This is a genomic window from Salinivirga sp. (assembly GCF_055145285.1).
On record NZ_JBSRDC010000024.1, the window covers coordinates 26,554 to 47,819 of the forward strand.

The 21,266-nt window shown below is 38.7% G+C and carries 20 protein-coding genes; 8 read left to right on the forward strand and 12 right to left on the reverse strand.

What is annotated here, in order from left to right; all coding sequences use genetic code 11:
* Positions 1 to 123: 123 nt before the first annotated feature.
* The 7 genes from ACTB0Y_RS04710 to ACTB0Y_RS04740 all read left to right on the forward strand — a co-directional run bounded on the left by ACTB0Y_RS04710 (position 124) and on the right by ACTB0Y_RS04740 (position 6,594).
* On the forward strand, positions 124 to 1,380 hold the full coding sequence (locus ACTB0Y_RS04710) for a hypothetical protein (RefSeq protein WP_463205648.1): 1,257 nt from the start codon (positions 124 to 126) through the stop codon (positions 1,378 to 1,380).
* A gap of 64 nt (positions 1,381 to 1,444) precedes the next feature.
* The gene (locus tag ACTB0Y_RS04715) at positions 1,445 to 2,680 is read left to right on the forward strand and encodes a quaternary amine ABC transporter ATP-binding protein (RefSeq protein ID WP_463205649.1); all 1,236 of its coding nucleotides are present in this window, start codon (positions 1,445 to 1,447) and stop codon (positions 2,678 to 2,680) included.
* Positions 2,677 to 3,549: an ABC transporter permease gene (locus tag ACTB0Y_RS04720; protein WP_463205650.1), complete on the forward strand. Its 873-nt coding sequence runs from the start codon at positions 2,677 to 2,679 to the stop codon at positions 3,547 to 3,549. The genes ACTB0Y_RS04715 and ACTB0Y_RS04720 overlap by 4 nt, the downstream gene beginning before the upstream one ends.
* Positions 3,550 to 3,578: 29 nt before the next feature.
* Positions 3,579 to 4,484: a glycine betaine ABC transporter substrate-binding protein gene (locus ACTB0Y_RS04725; RefSeq protein ID WP_463205651.1), complete on the forward strand. Its 906-nt coding sequence runs from the start codon at positions 3,579 to 3,581 to the stop codon at positions 4,482 to 4,484.
* A gap of 119 nt (positions 4,485 to 4,603) precedes the next feature.
* The gene (locus ACTB0Y_RS04730; protein ID WP_463205652.1) at positions 4,604 to 5,515 is read left to right on the forward strand and encodes a hypothetical protein; all 912 of its coding nucleotides are present in this window, start codon (positions 4,604 to 4,606) and stop codon (positions 5,513 to 5,515) included.
* A 2-nt stretch (positions 5,516 to 5,517) separates the two neighbouring features.
* Positions 5,518 to 5,781, forward strand: a complete 264-nt coding sequence (locus ACTB0Y_RS04735; RefSeq protein ID WP_463205653.1) for a hypothetical protein — start codon at positions 5,518 to 5,520, stop codon at positions 5,779 to 5,781.
* Positions 5,782 to 5,991: 210 nt separating this feature from the next.
* Positions 5,992 to 6,594 (forward strand): hypothetical protein, encoded by a 603-nt coding sequence (locus tag ACTB0Y_RS04740; RefSeq protein WP_463205654.1) that lies wholly within the window; start codon positions 5,992 to 5,994, stop codon positions 6,592 to 6,594.
* Between the two features lie 2 nt (positions 6,595 to 6,596).
* Here the strand turns inward: ACTB0Y_RS04740 and ACTB0Y_RS04745 are convergent, their stop codons facing one another.
* The 6 genes from ACTB0Y_RS04745 to ACTB0Y_RS04770 form a co-directional block, all read right to left on the reverse strand.
* Positions 6,597 to 7,793: an FtsX-like permease family protein gene (locus ACTB0Y_RS04745; protein WP_463205655.1), complete on the reverse strand. Its 1,197-nt coding sequence runs from the start codon at positions 7,791 to 7,793 to the stop codon at positions 6,597 to 6,599.
* 1 nt (position 7,794) lies between these two features.
* A complete protein-coding gene (locus ACTB0Y_RS04750; protein ID WP_463205656.1) occupies positions 7,795 to 8,439 on the reverse strand; it encodes an ATP-binding cassette domain-containing protein in 645 nt (214 codons plus the stop codon).
* Between the two features lie 6 nt (positions 8,440 to 8,445).
* Positions 8,446 to 9,132, reverse strand: coding sequence for a hypothetical protein (locus tag ACTB0Y_RS04755; protein WP_463205657.1), 687 nt, complete (start codon positions 9,130 to 9,132; stop codon positions 8,446 to 8,448).
* Positions 9,133 to 9,215: 83 nt separating this feature from the next.
* The gene (locus tag ACTB0Y_RS04760) at positions 9,216 to 10,352 is read right to left on the reverse strand and encodes a pyridoxal phosphate-dependent aminotransferase (RefSeq protein WP_463205658.1); all 1,137 of its coding nucleotides are present in this window, start codon (positions 10,350 to 10,352) and stop codon (positions 9,216 to 9,218) included.
* Between the two features lie 6 nt (positions 10,353 to 10,358).
* Positions 10,359 to 11,102, reverse strand: coding sequence for a nucleotidyltransferase family protein (locus ACTB0Y_RS04765; protein ID WP_463205659.1), 744 nt, complete (start codon positions 11,100 to 11,102; stop codon positions 10,359 to 10,361).
* Positions 11,096 to 12,526 (reverse strand): RapZ C-terminal domain-containing protein, encoded by a 1,431-nt coding sequence (locus ACTB0Y_RS04770; RefSeq protein WP_463205660.1) that lies wholly within the window; start codon positions 12,524 to 12,526, stop codon positions 11,096 to 11,098. Before ACTB0Y_RS04770 ends, ACTB0Y_RS04765 begins: the two co-directional genes overlap by 7 nt.
* A 190-nt stretch (positions 12,527 to 12,716) precedes the next feature.
* Between ACTB0Y_RS04770 and ACTB0Y_RS04775 the strand changes: the two genes are divergently transcribed.
* Positions 12,717 to 13,211, forward strand: a complete 495-nt coding sequence (locus ACTB0Y_RS04775) for a prolyl-tRNA synthetase associated domain-containing protein (RefSeq protein WP_463205661.1) — start codon at positions 12,717 to 12,719, stop codon at positions 13,209 to 13,211.
* On the opposite strand, the gene ACTB0Y_RS04780 is transcribed toward ACTB0Y_RS04775, so the two are convergent.
* The 6 genes from ACTB0Y_RS04780 to ACTB0Y_RS04805 all read right to left on the reverse strand — a co-directional run bounded on the left by ACTB0Y_RS04780 (position 13,195) and on the right by ACTB0Y_RS04805 (position 21,257).
* Entirely contained in the window at positions 13,195 to 13,695 is a 501-nt protein-coding gene (locus tag ACTB0Y_RS04780) for an HIT family protein (RefSeq protein ID WP_463205662.1), read from the reverse strand. The genes ACTB0Y_RS04775 and ACTB0Y_RS04780 overlap by 17 nt on opposite strands.
* A gap of 5 nt (positions 13,696 to 13,700) precedes the next feature.
* Positions 13,701 to 14,216: a nitroreductase family protein gene (locus ACTB0Y_RS04785; protein WP_463205663.1), complete on the reverse strand. Its 516-nt coding sequence runs from the start codon at positions 14,214 to 14,216 to the stop codon at positions 13,701 to 13,703.
* Positions 14,217 to 14,228: 12 nt separating this feature from the next.
* Positions 14,229 to 16,892 (reverse strand): PAS domain S-box protein, encoded by a 2,664-nt coding sequence (locus ACTB0Y_RS04790; protein WP_463205664.1) that lies wholly within the window; start codon positions 16,890 to 16,892, stop codon positions 14,229 to 14,231.
* A gap of 154 nt (positions 16,893 to 17,046) precedes the next feature.
* A complete protein-coding gene (locus tag ACTB0Y_RS04795; protein WP_463205665.1) occupies positions 17,047 to 18,081 on the reverse strand; it encodes an isoaspartyl peptidase/L-asparaginase family protein in 1,035 nt (344 codons plus the stop codon).
* A gap of 115 nt (positions 18,082 to 18,196) precedes the next feature.
* Positions 18,197 to 18,814, reverse strand: coding sequence for a DUF6992 family protein (locus ACTB0Y_RS04800; RefSeq protein WP_463205666.1), 618 nt, complete (start codon positions 18,812 to 18,814; stop codon positions 18,197 to 18,199).
* Between the two features lie 16 nt (positions 18,815 to 18,830).
* Positions 18,831 to 21,257, reverse strand: coding sequence for an alpha-ketoacid dehydrogenase subunit alpha/beta (locus ACTB0Y_RS04805; RefSeq protein WP_463205667.1), 2,427 nt, complete (start codon positions 21,255 to 21,257; stop codon positions 18,831 to 18,833).
* Between the last annotated feature and the right edge of the window lie 9 nt (positions 21,258 to 21,266).

The following is a 21,266-nucleotide window of genomic DNA, read 5'->3' on the forward strand; positions in this document are numbered from 1 at the left end:
CCTGTTCAAACTGGCGACACATTTATGACCTTTTTGAACATTCCCCTCGTTAACTTGTTGCCATAACGTAAACGAGGCAAAAGCAAATTTTTTTATTTTTTATAAACTAAAAATCAATTTATTATGAAGAAAATGAACATTGTTCAATTTTTAGGAGTTTTTTTGATTTTATTTACAGCCATTTCAACCTCGACTTTCGCACAGGAAGAAGAGAAGAAAGACGGCTTTAAATTTGGTGGTGCTGTACGTTACAACATCATCAGTGAATCATATGAAAGTGACCCAACCACATTAAACACCTATGCCACATGGGATACATGGCGTTTAAATGTAGATGGTACAATGAAAGGACTCGACATGAGTTTTGAGTATCGTTTTTACCCAACCTTTGCAACACATTTTATTCATCACGGTTGGATTGGATACAATTTTAATGATGTAGCCTACATGAAGCTTGGTGTAAGCCAGGTGCCATTTGGTATCACCAAATTTGCTTCTCACTCATGGTGGTTCCAGGGACCTTATTATGTGGGTCTTGAGGATGACTATGACATGGGTATCAAATTTGATCTGAATTTTGTAGAAAACCTTGACCTGGCCGTTGCTTATTATCGCCAGGCTGAACCAGAAGGACCCGTTTACGGTGGAACAAGCACCTTTGGAAATGCCGGAGCAGGAAGATATTCTTATGATATTACTCCGGATGCCGCCAATGGCGCTTCAGTTAGAGAACTGAACAATTTTAATATTCGTGCAGCATATCATGTTACAGAAGATATTGAAGTTGGTGTTTCAGGTCAGTTTGGCCAAAACTACAACTCAGTATTAGACGATTCAGAAATGTCTACTGCTTTTGCCGGTCACATTGTTGCAAACTTTGGTAACTTTAATTTCAAAGGTGAATTTGTGAACTACAATTACGCTGCGAAATTAGACAATGAAAGTGATGCAGAAGTGCTACCAATGGGAGCATACGGTTCTGCATACCCAGTAGCTACTGAAGCCAATATGTACGTAGCAGGTTTGGCTTACAGTATTCCTGTTGAGTGGGGTCCAATCAGCAATATTCAGCCTTATGTGGATTTCACAATGTTTGATAAAGCCAACAGCGATTTTGAGAACTCATATCACTTAATTCCAGGTTTCTTAATGTCAGCCGGTCCAATTTATGCTTATTTTGATTTGGCTATGGGTAAAAACCAACCATGGTTAACTGAAGACTTTGGCGTTGGACTTGGACAAGGTAGAACATGGGATTCAGGTGCAGATCCATCAATGGATTATTATAACGACGGATCACACACTGACGGAGAGCCTGTACCTGTAGAAGATCTGGGTTGGAATACACGTTTCAATATTAATGTTGGATATTACTTCTAAAAGACGTAAATTAGTTCCCGGATTGATTTCCGGGAACTAATTTTTATCAAGAAATACATAAAATATGAGTGACATACAAGTAAAGAATTTGAATGTCATTTTCGGAAAGCGAAAGAAAGAAGCGCTCAAATTACTTGACGAAGGCAATTCAAAAACCGACATCCTGGATAAAACAGGCTGTACTGTTGGTGTTTATGATGCCAGCCTCGACATAAAAGAAGGCGAAATTTTTGTAGTTATGGGCCTTTCCGGAAGTGGTAAATCAACACTTTTACGCTGTTTTAACAGATTAATAGAGCCAACATCAGGCGCTATTGAAATGGATGGCAGAGACATTATTAATACTTCCGTTTCAGAGCTCAGAGAGCTGAGGCGAAAGAAAATGACCATGGTGTTCCAGCACTTTGGGCTTTTACCACACCGTACTGTTAGTAGTAATGTGGGATTTGGTCTTGAAATTCAAGGTGTCGATGAGGAAATCCGAACAAAGAAAGCATACGAAGTTATTGAAACAGTTGGATTAAAAGGTTACGAAGAACAAATGACCGGTCAGCTTAGTGGTGGTATGCAACAACGAGTTGGCCTGGCAAGAGCACTTGCAACCGATCCAGAAGTATTGCTGATGGATGAGGCATTTAGTGCACTTGACCCGCTTATTAGAAATAATATGCAGGACGAGCTTTTGGAGTTGCAGGAGAAGGTACACAAAACCATTCTCTTTATTACACACGATTTGGATGAAGCCCTGAAACTTGGTGACCGCATTGCCATAATGAAAGATGGTAAAGTGGTACAGGTAGGTACTCCGGAAGAAATTCTCACAAACCCGGCCGATGATTACGTGAAAGCTTTTGTTGAAAATGTAGACAGGGGCGACATTGTAACAGCACGGTCCATTATGTTTGAAAACCCGGCCAGCGTTCGTATCGATCACGACGGGCCCAAAGTGGCACTTCGTAAAATGCGTAAATACGGGGTTACGTCGCTACCCGTAGTCGATACACACAATACCTTCATAGGGTTTGTGAAAGATACAGAGATGGCAGAAATGGAAGAAAAAGGACAGGATAAAATCAGCGAGCACCTTCATTCCAAAAAAGAAGTTACTGCTGTTAATCCCGAAACACCCGTTTCGGAGCTACTACCACTCTTCCTTGATAACATATTCAACATGGCTGTAGTAGACGACGATAAAAAACTCATCGGTGTAGTTGTACATTCCTCAGTTATCAGTGAAATGATTGGTATAGGGCGTAACGAAGTTGTTCAACTTAAAAAAGATGGAGGAGTTGACGTATGAAAATAGAACTTGGTAAATACGTAGAAAAAGGAGTCGATTGGTTGTCAGCCAATGCAAGCGGATTCTTTGATGCTATAACTGGAGGCGTCGACGCCGTGGTTACAGCCATGCAATATATACTACTCAACTCTCCTTTCTGGGTCACCATAATAGTATTGGCTTTATTGTCGTATTATTTGCCGGCAAGAGGTAAACTTTTCACCAAAGCGGGCTGGAAAGCCGGTGGCGGAATGTTTATTTTTACTATTCTGGGCCTATTGCTACTTTACTTTATGGGGTATTGGGAAGAGACAATGTTGACCATTGCACTGATCCTTGCTTCTGCACTCATTGCTTTGGCTATAGGAATCCCATTGGGAATCTATGCTTCTCGCAATGATACCGCTGATAAAATTATCCGGCCTATTCTGGACTTTATGCAGACCATGCCGGCATTTGTATACCTTATTCCGGCCATTATTTTATTTAGTGTTGGTAATGTACCTGGTGTTGTGGCAACAATAATTTTTGCCTTACCCCCTGCTGTACGTTTAACCAATCTTGGTATCAGAAATGTACCGGAAGATGTTGTAGAAGCCTCAAAGGCTTTTGGTTCAACAAAAAAACAATTACTGTTCAAAGTACAGCTACCTTTAGCTATGAAAACCATTTTGGCAGGAGTGAACCAGGTAATTATGCTCTCACTTTCGATGGTGGTAATTGCCTCCATGGTAGGTGCAGGTGGTTTAGGACAAGCCGTTTATAAAGGTATTCTCCAGGCAGATATAGGACTCGGTTTCGAAGCCGGACTTGGTATTGTTGTTCTGGCCATTATACTGGACAGAATAACACAAAACCTTGGATTTGGTAAATCAAAATCTCAAGAATAATTTAATAATCAAACAAAAATTTACGAACTATGAAAAAATTAAAATTTTCAATGAAATCATTTTTGACTGTTTTGACAGGTGCAGCATTCCTTACATTTGCTGCCTGCCAATCAGGTCAAAAAGGCGATGAAACAACTGATAAAAAAGATAGGAAAAAAGATCAGGAAATTTCAATTCTTTATCCGAACTGGGCAGAAGGTATTGCTTTTACGCACCTTGCACAAGCTGCTCTTTTAGATAAAGGCTACAACGTTAAAGTTACACCGCTTGAACCAGGTCCAATTTATGCTTCACTTGCAAAAGGTGATGCTGATATAATGATGGATGCATGGTTGCCACATACCCACTCCAACTATTGGGAAAAATTTGGTGACAAGCTTGAGAAAATTGGCGAATCATTCAGTGGTGGTACCACAGGTTTAGTTGTGCCAGAGTACATTGAAGTAAATTCCATTGCTGAACTTAACGACCATGTAGACAAATTTAATGGTGAAATTATTGGTATTGGAAGTGGAGCAGGCATACACGGTAATACCGAAAAAGCCATTGAAGAATATGGTCTTAACTTTGAGCAAGTAACTTCAAGCGGACCAGCAATGATGGCATCACTGAAAAGATCCTATGACAAAAAAGAACCCATCATCATCACAGGATGGAAACCACATTTCATGTGGGCTGATTACGATCTTAAATATCTGAAAGATCCAAAAGGAATATTTCCAGCAGACGTGTGTGCAATTGTAACGCGCCCGGGTTTTGTTAAAGATCGTCCGGTTGTAGGTAAATTCTTCAAAAACTTCAATATGGAAGAAATGAAACTATACAACCTTATGAATGCCATTGAAAAAGGCGACGACCCACTTACAGCTGCTAAAGCATGGTACAACGACCACAAAACACTTGTAGAATCGTGGATGCCTGATGCAATGAAGTAAAAAAGTTGAAATTCAAGCATAAAAAAAGCACCGGCAAATATATTTGTCGGTGTTTTTTTTATGTGCTTTAATCTTTATTGATTATTTTTAAAGCATTAAGTACTTGAAAATATGTAATCATGAAAAAAATACTAATTCCTTTAATTGCTATATTGGTTACCATAGCGTGCGATACTTCAAAAACAATTAAGCAAAGAGCCTTTATGGGCAATGAATGGACAATTGGCGATGATTTACTTTTCAGAAACGATTCAAGTTTTTCATATAAAAAATTCGACCCGGACAAAAATGAAATGGTGGGTGATACGACCTTCCCTATCACAATCACAGATTCAACCATTACCTACAAACTCATTAAAGGTCAAGGACACTACAACGATAACAGACAATATGTGCTTACAGGTGATACTTTAATAGAAACTACGGTAGGATATGACTTTACCTTTGTAAACGAAGAGCCTAAACTCATTTTATACTCCGAGAATTACCCAAAAGTATGCAGCTCAAAAAAGACAAGCATTAACATAAAACCCACAAACCACTATAAGCAGGTGAAATTTACAGTAGCCAAATACAGCATTGGAGACAGAATTGACCGGGACTTATTAAAAACCAGAGGTATTTATAATTATGATACCTACACCATTGAAGATTGTGAACTAAAAACCAATCATGATATCAAAATTAAAATTATCGGATATAACCAAATATATGCCATTGAACGCCACAACATACCGCAATACCGTGTTGATGAAATTAAGGAGGTGGTTACCGCAAAAATGAGTGAAGAACCAGCATATATCCCAATGAGACAACTCAGTGATAAATCAGATTATGCCTATGAATTTTATCGCTGGAGTAAAAACGGTGTGCGCATTAAGCTTGAAAGAAGCCGCTATATTGGCGATTATGCATACATGAACCTGCTCGACTCTGATACATGGACATTATACTATGATGATGATGTACAAAAAGCCTTGTTAATAGAACAACACAAAAAAAGTAAGCCGCACAGTACGATAATTAATTAATATTGCATGATTCATGGCCGCTCAAATATCTTCCGGCTTATATCAATATTGATGATATCCCGATCAGTTTAAATGCACTGGCACAAGAAAAAACATGTAATAACCCAACAGAAAGAGCCAATATGCTTTTTGAAAGAGGTTCTCAACTGTGGTCAAAAAACAACAATAAGTCTAAAAGCCTCATATTCAAAGCTATAAAAAACAACCACAATGGGTTGTACCCTATTACTACCTCGCCAACAGGTACTACCAAAAAGCGCAAATAGTTCAGTTTGATAACCATCAGGTATCGAACCTTAACAGATTATTAAACAGAGCATCAGACAATTTCGAAGAAGTAGTCCGGTTATGTCCTAAATATAAAAACCACAAAGCCTATTACTATCTTGGCAAAATTAATTACGAAGGTGGGAACCTTTCAGGAGCTTACAAATGGCTAAAAAAGATACATATCTCAGGTTTCGCAAGACCATTACATGCCCGAAACTCAAAACATGCTCGACCGGTGCAGAGCCTTTCGGAACTTAATTAATAACCCCGTTAGTTTTAATCCGGTACCTATAGCCGGCATATGCACAAGCAACGATGAATTCATGCCGCTCATTGCGCCCGACGGCAGCTATATGATGTTTACGCATAAACGATGGAAACAAGAACGCGGGGACTATGCTCGGAGCATGGTAGAAGAATTCAGCATAAGTAAATTCATCCAATGGGATTCTGCCGGCGCTCCCATCTTCGACGAATCGCAACCCATGCCCTACCCTTTCAACAGAGCGTCCAACCAGGGAGCTGCATCCATAACTATAGATAACAAAGAGTTATTTATAACAGTCTGTAAACAAATAGAACTACCCGACGGGCGGCCATACAAAAACTGCGACATTTATCAAACCGAAAAAAAGTATGGCAAGTGGGGCCCCTTACAAAAATTGAACAAAAAAATAAACGGACTTACAACGTGGGAAGGCCATCCATTAATATCTCCCGATGGTAAAACAAAACCCGTAGCAGACAATAAAACTGAAGCAGGCAGAAAAAAGAACCGGAGGACGGAATTTGTCATTATAGCAAAATAACGCTAAAGTGTACCTTTCAAAGCCAGTTTGCGAACCAAACGTGCTGTATTTAATCCGGTTATGCACACAAATACCAACATTACCGCTGTAGCCCAAACATAAGTGGGTAAAGAACTGAATTGTTCAAGCTCAATATATCGGTTGGCTAAAAACTCAACTACTTGATTGGTAATGACCTCGATAAAGGCTCCACTAATAACCAATACAATAAAAGCCAACAATAACTGAACTATAAAATAGTTAAGGAAAATTACCCTCGATTTATAACCCAACAATATCAATTGATAGATTTCGTCTTTATTGCGTTGTACGGTAAGCTGGAGCGTGAGAGCATACACAATAAGCGCAAGTATAATTATTAACGAGGCTATAAATAGCAGAATAGTGCCACTCAAATGCACAAAAAGCGATACTTTACCTCCCTGAAAAGCATCATGAGTTGTTTCGTAACCTTTCTCACTCAAAAATGCGTACATATCTTTCTCCATATTAGGCTTAAGCTTCAGGATAAGGCGGTCGGGTTTGGTGTTTTCACCAGGGGCAAACCTTTCATTGGCGGCTTTCAGAAAATTTAACGGAACAAGTAACGACTGGATTCGGTTAGAAAAGCCAACGATTGACCCGGAGAAATGCTCTACCCTGCTTTGAGTATAAAGCGTAATATCAAAAGAAAACTGACCAATAAGGCCTTCAGAAACATTTGGTAAACCCTGCGCTTTGGCAAAACCAAAATTATAGAGATTAAGGTAATCTTTGGGAATTATCACCGGAATATGCTCCTCTCCTTTTTCCCAGCCCCAATTCTCCGGAACTTTATCCAGAAAACGTTCCGGAACAGCTTCAAAAAACATCTCGGTACGCATATAAGGCATATTTGACGATTCCTTGCGCGAAGCCTGTACACCAAAAGCAGAACGCGTAAATGGAGCTATATCTGCTACAAAACCGGCATTTTTTATTTCCTTTATTTCTTTTTGTGTAAAACCGCTGAGCTCTTTGCTCATGGTATTTAACAGACTAATCTTTTTATTTATCGTTACGTATTGCTTGCTTTGTCCGGCCTTACTATCAATAAAAGAATTGTACAAATTCCAGGCGTTAAGTGTAGCCATGAGCAAAAAGAACCCTACCAAAGTGCCCAATACTGCACCTATAAAGTATACAACCGGAATATTACTAAAAAGGATTCTTCTAAGCATATTACAAAATTATTTCCTCATTAGATTGCAAAAAGTCTTCGTTCATCAGGCGGGTCACAATAAAATTCGCAGAGCGCGTACTACACTCATCAATTATTAGTTTAGCTGCATTTTGGGCTGTGTCAGGATCCAAATGACTAAATGGTTCATCGAGCAACAGCCATTGGAAAGGTTGAGCAAAAGCGCGTAGAATAGCCAGTCTTTGTTGCTGACCGTAAGACATCAATCCGGCTTTTTTTGACATATGTTGATCGATACCCAGGGCTTTGGCAAGTTTATTTATATCAGAATCTGTGAGGGTATTTGTCAAACGGTTTTTAATATCAATATTCTCTTTGCCTGTCAGATGTTTAAATAACCTTAATCCCTGAAAAACATAACTTAATTGGTATGACCGGATATGGGCCCATACATTTAATTTTATTTTATCGGTAGGCTGGCCATCAATAATATATTGTCCGTGATAATCATTTCTGCGACCAAAAAGAATATCGAGCAGTGTTGTTTTACCTTTACCTGATGAAGCAATTATTTCATAATTAATATCTGGGGTAAAGGAAAAATTGCCATGTTGCCAGAAACTATGTTCAGCATGTGGCATTTCTTCCAAAGGATATGGCAGAAGCCCTGACAGTGTCAGTTCCATGAAAAACTAGTTATAAAGAGGTTTCCGAATAAGGAAATGGATGATTATTTCGAATAATTCTGCTACGATATATGTACCGAAGAGCACCCCAATAGACATAAAAAAACCTGTGATAAGGCCAATAAATCCATCGGTGAGCAAATTAAAATAGTCAGATGCGGTCTCAACAAATACTGCAGCAAAAGTATTACCTATAAATTCATTGACCATTGTTGAACCTATGGACCCGGCCAAATTACCCAGAGATTCAATAGGTGCGTATGGAATGGCAGATAAAATAATGGCAAAAAAGGAAATTAAAGCCGCTGAAATCGGGATTACCGAAATTGCTTCGCCAACTATCTTAATAAAACGGGGAAACAAAAATACGGCACCTCCAAATTCGCGTGTTTTAAAATCATTGGCTCGCTTCCAAAATATGGCAGCAATAGAAAAAAACATTGCCGCAGAAATGGTAAACGTAAATATGAAACATATAATAGAACGTACCAAATCGAATGAATCCAGTGATTTCAACATTGTAAGATAGCCTGTTTTGCCCAACATACCTGAAACGAGCAAATAGGCTCCATATATAGCTATACCAAGGGCAGCAATTTTAAAAACAAAATAAAACAGATTTTTGAAAATCTTACCTGTTTGCTGATCAAGTGAATCAAGTGGTTTAGCAATCAACTTTGAGTATAATCCCATTGTTACCGGGTTTTTTTTAGATTCTTATACCTTTTAATTTTTAAATATAATACGATTTTCTCGATTGCGAAAAAAAAACTGAGCTACAACTCCCTTTTAGTAAAAAATTCTTCAATTTTGCTAATACCTTCCAATAGCTCCTTTTCTGGTCGGGCAATGTTAAATCGCACATAATTCTGACCTTTCTCACTGAAATGCATTCCGGGTATTACTGCCACTCCAACATCATCATAAAGGTCCATAGCAAACCTGAAACCATCAGCATTCCGGGGCAATTTTGTCCAGACATAGTATCCTCCATTTGCCTGAGGAATACTAAACCCCAGGGGCTGCAAGCTCTGTTCCATACGTTTGTAGGAAGATTGTAACGTTTCGCGCAGCCATTGTACATAGGCAGCGCCATAATTCTCCTGCTCTAAATAACTGGCCAAAGCATGTTGTAGTGGAGCGTTTGTGCACAAACCAATATAATCATGGATATCCCGCAAACCCGGGGTGTGTTTTTCATGTGCTACGAGGTATCCAATACGCCAGCCGGTTACGGATAACATTTTGCTAAAACTGTTGATGTAGAAAACTTGCGGACTTAATTGGTCAATTGGATAATAAGGAGGTGTTTCATAGTACAAATCGCGGTAAACAGCATCAATAATCATGTACACATTCTCGCTTTCGCAAATTTCCCGCATCTCATTCATTTCCTGCTCAGTAAATACAGCCCCGAATGGGTTACCCGGTGAGTTGACGAACATAATACGTACCTTATGCTTTTTTATAAACTGCCTTAAATGCTTTGCATCAAACTGTGAATTTGCGTATGCATGAAAAGGTATGTTCATAATGCGGGGCAAATGCCTGTAACTCTCATACACCGGATCAAACGCCATGGCGGCGAAGGATTCATTTATTGTGTTTTTCAGATATTGAACAACAAGAGATAATGCTTCTGTTGCTCCCTGCAGAATAAGTAATTGTTCATCGGTGAATTGTTGTTCCCTGTAGTGATTTAAAATTAGCTTTCTCAGCTTCAAATCACCTATTCCCGGGGCATATTGATGTATTTCCTGATGGGCAATTGCTTCGAGATGTTTTAACAATCTTTCGGGCGGATTAAAACCGGGAATACCCTGGGCAAAATTTATTCCGCCATGCGTTTTCACTTTATTGCTCATAAAGCTTATTAACGAACCCTTTGGCATAGTGTATTTTGATGTGCTCATACTATTTTACCTGTTTCTTATTGCTTTCTCAGCTTGTTCCATGCGCTTAATTGTACCCAAATCAAACCAGTCATTGGGATTGTGCTTCCAGGCAGCGATCTTAACATGGCTGTCCATTTTCAAAAACCAGGGAATTAATGGAAAAGCTTCGTTTTGAGCATTAGCCATTAAAATGTTGCTGTTTACTAAAAAAATCCCGCTAAAAGACAGTGAAACATCTGTATCACAATCATTACGTGTGATAAGTTCTGACGTTTTTATATTCTTCCAGCCACACAACTCATTATCTTTAAACAAAAGCTTACGATTCGAACGTCTATCGCTTACAGCCAGGGTAACATCATTTCCTGAATCAAAATGCGTTTCAATCATCTCACGGATATTAAAATCAGTGTGCAAATCAACATTATGCACCAGTATGGTATGCTCATCCGGCTTTAACAGTTCAGAAGCTTTACATAGTCCTCCACCTGTATCGAGTAATTTATCTGATTCGTCAGAAATACGAATATCAACCTGCAGATTCAATGCGTCTATAAATTCCTTTATTTGTTTGGGAAAATGATGCACGTTAACAATAAAGCGAGATATCCCAAGGTTAGTAAGTTTTTTTATGGTCTTGCCCAACATTGGCTCACCCATAAAACTTATCAGAGCTTTGGGTTTTTGCCGTGTGAGCGGCATTAGTCTGGTGCCAAAACCTGCCGATGGAATAAATGCGACGATGCGTTCATTTTTATTGTTTAACATACATAAGTTACTTTTTGCATTAAGTGTTTGACTTCTATAGTAATACCGGGAAACAATTCTTTGATTTTTGCAGCGGCCTGCTCAGCACAATACACACTTCTATGCTGGCCTCCTGTACATCCAAAACTCATTGACAGGTAATTAAATTCCTTATCTAAATAGGTATTGATGTGTTTGCTGGTAATATCTACGGCATTTTTAATATATGCATCTACCTCATCAAACTGCTGCATGTAATTTTTTACCGCTTCATCTCTGCCGTTCAAAGTGGCATACCTGGGTTCACGTCCCGGATTTGGCAACATTCTGCAATCGAACACATATCCACCGCCATGGCCGCTCGTATCTGGCGGTACGCCGCCACTCAAAAAAGAAAAACTCTGTATAACCAGTTTAAACTTTTCGGGTGTTTTATTTTCATAATCGGGAATATATTCAACCAGTTTATTCAGGCATCCGGCCAATTCAGGTACGTGATTTAATGCTGATAATGATGGAATAATTGACTTCAAATTTTTCAGCGCCAGTGCTATGGAAGTTATAAAATGAGATTTACGTTGAAACAAGCCTCTGAAACCATAGGCGCCCAATACTTGTAAGGTACGAAGCAATGCATTGGGGTAATAATAACCCATAAAGCGGGCCTTATCAATATCTGTTTTGGTTTCGAGTTCTGATAAATAATAATTCAACAGTTGCGCTCTGTCTTCCTCCTGCAAATTAACTTTGGCCTGATAAAGCAATGAAGCCACATCATAGGCCAAAGGCCCTTTACGGCCACCCTGAAAATCAATGAACCAGGGTTCATCATTTTTCAGCAGTATATTGCGACTCTGAAAGTCCCGAAACATAAAATAATGCATCTCATCATTGAGCAGTTGACCTATAAATGCGTCAAAATCAGTTTGTAATTTGCGTTCATTAAATGGGATGTCGTGTAATTTCAGAAAATAGTATTTAAAATAATTCAGGTCCCATTCAATACTTTGCCGGTTAAACACCGGTACGGGATAAAACTTACGCGTATCAAGCAAATGTTGGTCTGTAGTTTGAAAATCGACTAAAGCCGATAGCACTTTTTTATACTGATTGAGCAAATAATCGTCTAAATACAAGTTGTTCCGATTAACAACCGAATCGTACAGCATATTATCGCCCAGGTCAGTTTGCAGGTAGTATTGGCGCGATTCATCAATAGCCAATACTTCCGGCACATTTAGTCCTGCTTTGTTAAACACACCGGAAAGATGAAAAAAGGCCTCATTTTCATCCACATTCGAGTTCATACAACCAATTACAGACAACCTTTTGCTATTCAGCCTGTAATATTGCCTGCCTGACCCACTTTTTTTAAAAAGTTTTTTTACCTCAGGGTCTTCGCCTGCTATTTTGGTAAAAAGTGTTTTTAGGATAGCTTCTTTCATTCGCAATTTAATAAGTTGTTCAAATTTTTCGAGGCCTAAATTAATTATACTTCGGCAGACTTCCATACAGGTTTGTAAAAACTATTTCTTAAAAGCTCCATCGAATAAAGGATATGGGCATTTAAGTGCGATAAAACGAATAAAACCAAGGTTGTTTAAAAAGGGTTGCTAATTTTGCACAAAAAAAGCAATGATAGGACAATCAGCATTATACGATAAATTTAAACAGCTCAACATCAGCTTCGATTATCACGAGCATCCTCCTTTAAACACAATAGAAGACGCGAAAAAGCACAAATCATGGATGGATGCCACCTTTTGCAAAAATCTGTTTTTCAGGAACCACAAAGGAAATAAGCACTACTTAGTTGTTTTACATCATGCATACCCTTTAGATATTCACGATCTGGAAAAAAGGCTCAAACAAGGTAAACTCAGTTTTGCTTCTGAGTGGAGAATGGAAAAATATCTGGGTCTCAAACCCGGTTCTGTATCGCCATTTGGGTTAATAAACGACCACAACAACCATGTGCATGTTTTCTTTGACAAGAACCTTCAGAAGTCAGAGAAATTAAGTTTTCACCCGAATGATAACCGGGCAACACTTAATGTAAAATACGACGATTTCATACGTTACATGGAAGATACGCAAAACGGATATGAATTTCTTACACTTTACGATTAGTGGTCTGTTCGATTGAATTGGCTACGGCTTTCAATTTTTCGGTAATCAATAATAATTCATCCTCATTGTGCTGTGGTCTGGAAAGGCTGTCAATGACCTTTTCCTGCGAATTTTGCAGCTTCGGATACCAATCTCCCGGATCAGGCAGGTCGCCTTGTACCCTGGGTATTACATGAACATGCAAATGCTCCACTGTTTGGCCTGCCGGTTCTCCATCCTGTATGGTCCAGTTAAAACCCTCTAAAGGAAAAACTCTGGCTATAATTTGGTTTACTTTACGTGTAAATACCATTATATTTTCCAGTTCCGGTGCCGATAAATCACCAAACCTTGTTACATGACGTGCAGGAACAACTAAAACATGGCCGGGCAAAATTGGCGCGCGGTTATATATAGCCCTAAAATAACTGTCAGCACAAAAAACCAATGGGTCATCAGAATCAAAACAAAAGGGGCATTCTATTATTTGTTGTTTTTTATTCATGGAAATTACCCAATATGAATGATATTACTGAATATATTTTTTTGACCGCCGTTAAGAATTTCTGCAGGATAACCCACAGCTAAAAAAGACAATACTTTCATATCAGATTGTATATGCAGTACACTTTTCACATATTCCTCTGATGGCGTATTTTCATCGTACGATCTATTACGTATTTGCACCCAACAGCCGCCAAGTCCCAAATTTGTAATCTGCAACATGGCATAGGTAGTTGCAATACTGGTATCTTCAATCCATACGTCTGATATTTTGGGGTCTGCCGTAAAAACTATTACAAACGGGGCATCTTTTAGGAAAGTAGCTCCATGTGGTTTGCTTTGGGCCAGCTGTTGAATTATAGCCGGATCTTTCACGAAATAAAACTGGCATGGAAAATTAGCTTTTGACGATGGAGCCATTTGCAAAGCTTCTTTCAGTGCTTCTATTTTATTTTGTTCTATTGGCTGATTTGTAAATTTTCTAATACTTTGACGTTGTTTAAACACATCATCTATGTCCATAGGTTTCCTTTACTAATTTTTCTTGTGCATATATTTATCGATCATGGCCAGCAATTTCTTTCTTTTGATGGGTTTTGCAATAAAATCGTTGCAGCCGGCATCGAGCGATTTTACTACATCATTGTAATTGGCATAGGCTGTTTGTGCAATAATGGGTATGTCAGAATCGTCTTTTCTGATACGTTGAGTTGCCTCGTACCCATCCATCCTCGGCAACTGTATATCCATCAGGATTATATCCAGGTTTTCATCTTCTTTGATTTCCAGAGCTTCTATCCCATCGTAAGCCCTAAATATTCGATAGTTACGATGCTTTAGTATTTCTTTTAACAAGTGATAGTTTGTATCATCATCCTCAACAATGAGTACATTATGTATCTCTTCCTCTTTTTCTTCAATCACTTTTTCCAGTTTGGGGTCTCCCTCCCACTTGTGGGGTAAAGTGAAATAGAAAGTAGTGCCTTCGTTAATTTTCGAATCTACCCAAATTTCACCTCCCAGAAGTGTTACGAGTTGTTTCGAAATAGCCAGGCCTAAACCAGATCCCTGATATTGACGACTGGTATGCTCTTCAACCTGCCTGAACCGATCAAATATATAGGTAAGTTTTTCATCACTCATGCCCACACCTGTATCGGTAACATAAAACCTTATAAAATCCTTGTCATGAACACTTAGTCCGTAAGTAATGGTTCCTTCGTTTGTGAATTTTATGCTGTTACTCAGCAAATTTGTTAAAATTTGCTGCAGCCTCATAGGGTCGGTTACAATGGTTATTTTTTTGGTTGGCAAATCATAGTTAAGTTCAACATCGTCTTGCTTTCCGGCCCTTTTCAATGATTCCAGATGTACATAATAAATATCATTGAAAAGATTTTTGAGGTCTATTTCTGTTTTATCAATTTTGAGTTCACCAGCTTCAATTTTTGATATATCAATAATATCATCGATCAATTTTAACAGGTGGGTGGAATTGGAATTGATTAATTCAACATATTCTTCCCTGGTTTCCTTATCTACATCATCTTCATTCAGTAAATCAGTAAATCCAATAATAGCATTCATGGGGGTTCTTATTTCATGACTCATATTGGCCAAAAATGCACTTTTTAAACGGTCAGCTTCAATGGCCTTTTCCTTTGCGTCGACTAAATCTAATTCTGCTTTTTTTCGTTTCGAGATATCTCTTGTAACGCCATTCATGCCTACAAAATGATTTCCTTTATCGATCATAGGGCGCGCAATTACCTCCACCCAGAGGTATGATCCATCCTTTCGTTTTCCTCTTGTTTCGAATATATAGGCTTGTTGTATTTGCTGCAAATTACCAGTTTTCAGTCCCTGAGATATGTGAGAAATCATCTCATTTAGCGCATTTAATCCGTCCTCATCATAAACATCGTCATACCCAAGTTCAAGATATTCCTCCACAGTGTATCCGAACATTTTTTGAACGCCCGGTGAGATGTATTCTGTTTTGAAATCGCTATTCAGAATCCATATAATATCTGATAAATTATTAATTATTAACCGGTACCGGTTTCTCAATTGTTCTAACGCTATCTGAGTTTGTTTTAACTCTGTTTCATCAGAACATATAACCAGTGCAGTATCCATTACGCCATCTACAAAAGCCTCAGGAATAGCAACACAATTTAAATAGTTTTCTCTCTGATTAGAGGTAAACTGTATCTCAAATTCTTCGCGCTCCTTATGTGAAAAGATATTGATTAATCTGTTTTTTATTTCAATAAATACATCTTCCGCAAAACCAAATTTATTCAAAGGTTGATTTATAATTTGGCCAACGGTTTTTCCTAAAAGTTTAGCCCCTTCAGGGTTGATATACATACATTTCAATTCGCGATTGAACAAAGCAATTATACCATATGAATTTTCGGCCAGGGACTTAAACTCCTGCTCTTTCTGCCTTAATATATTTTCAGCTATTTTTGTTTGTGTTATATCCTGGGTAACCACATATTGAATTAGAGAGCGGGCGGTCTTATTTTGCGAATAACTATTGTGAATAAACTTTCTGTTTCCTTGTTTCGTAACAATCCAAAAATCGAGAATGTGTTTTTCCTCAGGATTATTTTGCATTTCTTCCAGCATCTGTTTCACCCTGTTTTTCTCTTCAGGTGCAGCGAGAGATTCTACACTTTCGAGGAGGGTATTGATATCGGCAGCACTAAAGCCAGTGATTTCTTCCATGGCTTTGTTGGTATAAACTATTTCGCGGTTTTCTAAAATAGCCAATCCTTCATGTAAATGGGAAGCCATATTATAAAACCGGTCTGAAGAATCAGATTTACTGTTGACTTCGGGGCTCAGGGTGAGCAACACCATTTCTACAAGTATGCCTTCTTGTTCCCGGGTTATGTCAATGGCTGCACTAAACCGTACAATACTTTCCTGCCCGGTTATAAATGCAATTTTTATATGTTCATTTTCAAGTTTTTCATTTTTATGGATTGCATTTAAATCCTTATTAAGAGATAAATCACATATATCGCATATAGTTAGATTTGAAATTTTTTTGTTGTCATATTGTAAAACTTCTCTGGCCCTTACATTCGAGTATAGAAACTGTCCGGGGGCTCCATGCTTATCGAGCCTGTATACCAATACGGGTTCATTGAGTAAATCAAAATATTTTTTGGGTGTATAGGCCATTCATCCGTATTTTTGTTTGAACGATTCTACAATAACTTTGCTGTAGGTTTTAATCAATTCTTTATTTACTAAAAGCTCTGGCATGTAGGTTCCATCTCGTATTTAGCAGAAAGATAGTACATAAATTCCGAAGTTCAAAAAGTTAAATCGAGGTTTAATTTGAAAACATTTTAATCTGCTGATTACCTTGAGCGTCGCAATAAGCTCTGTACATTCCAGTAGTGTTGAAAACTGCAGAGACATTACCAAAAGCATCTACGCCAATAATTCCACCATAACCACCAAGCTCTTCGAGTTGTTTGTGAATAACCTGATTAGCTGCTTCGGTTAAACTTATTTCTTTGTATCGCATAAGAGCAGAAATTTCGTGGGCTACGCCCAAACGGATAAAATACTCTCCCCAACCTGTTGCTGAAATTGCACATGTCTGATTATCGGCCCATGTACCTGCACCTATGATAGGTGAATCTCCAATGCGGCCCCAGCGCTTGTTATTCATACCTCCAGTAGAAGTACCTGCTGCCAGATTACCCTCGGTATCTAATACAGCGCACCCAACTGTTCCATGTTTATCAACAACTGCTTTTAAACGCTTTTGAGATTTATTTGTGATAAAATAGCTGTTATCTACCTGCTCAAGATTCATGGCCTGGCTAAATGCTTCTGCTCCTCTTCCTGAAAGCAACACATGTACACTACTATCCATAACCATTCGAGCCGCAGATATGGGGTTGCGAATTGTTCTTACACCGGCAACTGCACCGGCATTGCGATCTTTTCCCCGCATTATTGAGGCATCAAGCTCGGCATGTCCTTCATGCGTTAAAACAGCACCTTTACCGGCGTTAAAAAGTGGATTGTTTTCCAGCATTTTTAACACCTGCTCAACTACAAAAGAAGCTTCCCTGCCGGATGCAAGTAATGATTTTCCCGTCTCAAGGGCCTCGAAAAGAGCTTTTTTATAATTAAGCTTTTCGGTTTCCGATAAATCATCTGCAGTAAAATTGCCTGATCCACCATGAATTATTATAGCATAGGAACCCTGCAACCTCTCAACATTCTGTTCTACAGGTGGCTTTTGCAATAATTGACTATCGCTTTTAGCCATTTTTATAAGTGGAATCAATAACAGCGGAATGGCAAAAACCAATAAAATAAATAAGTAAGGGCGAATTTTTGAAGTATTCATAATGAGTTAATTGATGGATTAACATATGGTAATTACCCGTGAACTTAAACCTGAGTTTACACACAAATATAATAAAAGCCGGGGAAAACCCTGCTAATAAAAATTATGGTTCAGATTAGAACTGTAAGGTTAGAGATGCTGCAGCGGGTGAAAGATGTATTTCAATATTGTAATTTTCAAGCCACAGTGACAATTTGTTTTGGTTAAGCGAATATAGCACTATATCAAAGGCGAGGAGAAATCCCCCCTGCAAAATTACGGAGTTTCCATAACCTTTGAGCCGTTCACTGAATTTAGTTACTTTTTTACTGCGCTCCTGCAAATACAATCCTGACATTATGTAGGCTACATCCAAACCGGCATTGAACAACAAAATCTTCCCAAAATCTTGCTGAGCAGTTAGCGTTTCAACGAATCCGGGAGTGGCTGCATCGGTGTTCATTGCATCGTAATAGCCAAATCCTGCAATTCCTATATTGACTATATTCCAAAACACATTCATTTCGTGGAAACGGTAGTTTACGCCATTGGTACGAGTCAACATAAAACCGCTAACAGCAATATTACTGATAGCCCAACCTCCCAATACCTGCATTCCATGTTTCTTAAACTGCAAATGTTCATCATTAATTTGCAAAAGCAGACTGTCGGTTTGTGCAAAGGCGGGTAAAAAAAGACAAAGCAACAACACTACAAGAAAGATTTTATATGTAATGCTGAAGCTTTGTCTCATTATGTTGTATTAAAATTTAGTACAATTCGGGATATTCCTTAGGCCTGGCCTCGTGCATTAAATCATACACCACTTCAAAAACATTTTCTGCATTGGGATTTGAGAAATAATCACCATCGGAACCAAAAGCAGGCCTATGTGCTTTAGCACTTAGTGTACGAGGCTCTGAATCCAGATAGAAATAAGCTTTTTGCTTTTCCACAACTTTTTGCATCATGTAGGCTGTAGCACCACCGGGCACATCTTCATCGAAGAAAACTACGCGGTTTGTTTTCTTGATGCTTTCTAATATGCGTTGGTTCTTATCGAAAGGAATAAGTGTTTGCACGTCTATAACCTCTGTACTGATATTGAAATCATCGAGCTGACGGGCAGCTTCTTGTGCTATACGTACACACGAACCATAGGTAACTACGGTTACATCATTACCTTCGTGTACAACTTCCGGTTCACCAATTGGTACGGTAAATTCACCAATATTTTCGGGTACGCGTTCTCTTAACCGGTATCCATTAAGTGGCTCAATGACCAATGCGGGCTCATCGCTTTGTAATAATGTATTGTACATGCCGGCAGCACGTGTTAAATCGCGTGGCACACACACCATCATTCCCCTTATTGAATTAATGACCATACTCAGCGGTGAACCCGAATGCCATATTCCTTCCAGGCGGTGTCCTCTTGTACGTATTATGGCTGGTGCTTTTTGGCCACCACGTGTTCTCCAAAGTAAAGTAGCCAGGTCATCGCTCATAGTTTGCAGGGCGTAAAGCAGGTAATCAAAATACTGAATCTCCGCTATTGGTCTTATACCCCTCATAGCCAAACCAATAGCCTGACCCAGGATGGTAGTTTCGCGAATTCCTGTGTCTGTAGCACGCCATTCACCAAATTTCTCCTGCATACCTTCCATTCCCTGATTTACATCACCAATTTTACCGGTATCTTCACCAAAAGTGACCAATTGGGGGTGTTTTTCAAATAGCGCGTTGAAATTATCCCTTAATATCTCCCGTCCGGGTTTAGTTTCTTCTTTCTCGCTATATTTTATCGGGATTGGTTTAATTTTGGAAACTGCGTATTTTGTTTCTGAATACAGGTGAGAATGATAATCGGGACCAACTTTTTTATAGTTGTCTTTTAACCAGGTTCCCAATTGTTCTTTCAGTTCTTTACGCTTGGGACAGTCAGTGCAAACATGGCGCAAAATACGTTTGGCAGCACTAAAGTTGTCTTTTCTTATTGGCGTTGAAATGCGTTTTAAATTATCGGCTATTTCTCCGGCTTTATCATAATGGTCTCTTTTACATACACATGTTCTGGTTTCAATAATTTTTACCAGCTTATCGCGTTCTTCTTTTAAGGGTTGTGTAAAAGCTTTCCAGGCTGATTTTTTCGCATCTTTAGCTTTTTGAAGTGCATCCTTTTCAATTTTATCCAGCTCATCGGCAGAAGCTATGTTTTCATCTAAAATCCACCCCCGCATTTTCTTTATTGGATCATAAGCCTGTTCCCATTCTAAACGTTCTTTCGATTTATATCGCTCATGCGAACCACTGGTAGAATGGCCCTGGGGCTGTGTAACTTCATCAATATGAAACAATACGGGCACATGTTCTTTTCTGGACCGCTCCACACCTTCTTTAAATAAATTCAACAGCGCCGGGTAATCCCATCCTTTTCCCTTATAAATTAATATACCTTTCTGTCCCTTTTTCTTTATCTCAAAGCCCTGCAAAGCTTCAGAAATAGAGCCTTTGGTTGTTTGAAAGTCTTTTGGCACTGATATACCGTAACCATCGTCGTATACCGACATTACCATGGGAACCTGTAATACGGCTGCAGCATTCATAGTTTCCCAAAAATGACCTTCAGAAGTACTGGCATCGCCAATGGTACCAAAAGCTACTTCATTTCCTTTATTGGTAAAATGCTTAAATTGATGTAAATGCTTTACATTTTTATATATTTTAGAAGCATAAGCCAATCCTAACAAACGTGGCATTTGCCCGGCTGTGGGTGATATATCTGCTGATGAATTATTTTGAGCCATTAAATCTTTCCATTCTCCATTTTTATCAATATTCCGGGTACCAAAATGATTGTTGAAGGATCTTCCACCATGGCTTGGATTATGCTCAAGCGAAGTGTGGCCATACAAAGAAGAAAAAAACTCCCCGGGCGTATACATGTCCGTGGCCAGCATTAGCGTTTGATCGCGATAATACCCCGAGCGCCAATCACCTTTTTGGAACTGTCTTGCCATGGCAAGCTGTACTATTTCTTTTCCATCTCCGAAAATTCCAAATTTTGATTTTCCTGTAAGTACTTCTTTTCTTCCAATTAAACTAAGCTGTCGACTTAAATTAGCAGTAAAATAATCTTTTAATACCAACTCCTTATTGAGCATATTATTTGTTTTTGCAGTTTTTTGATTAGCCATGATCTCCGT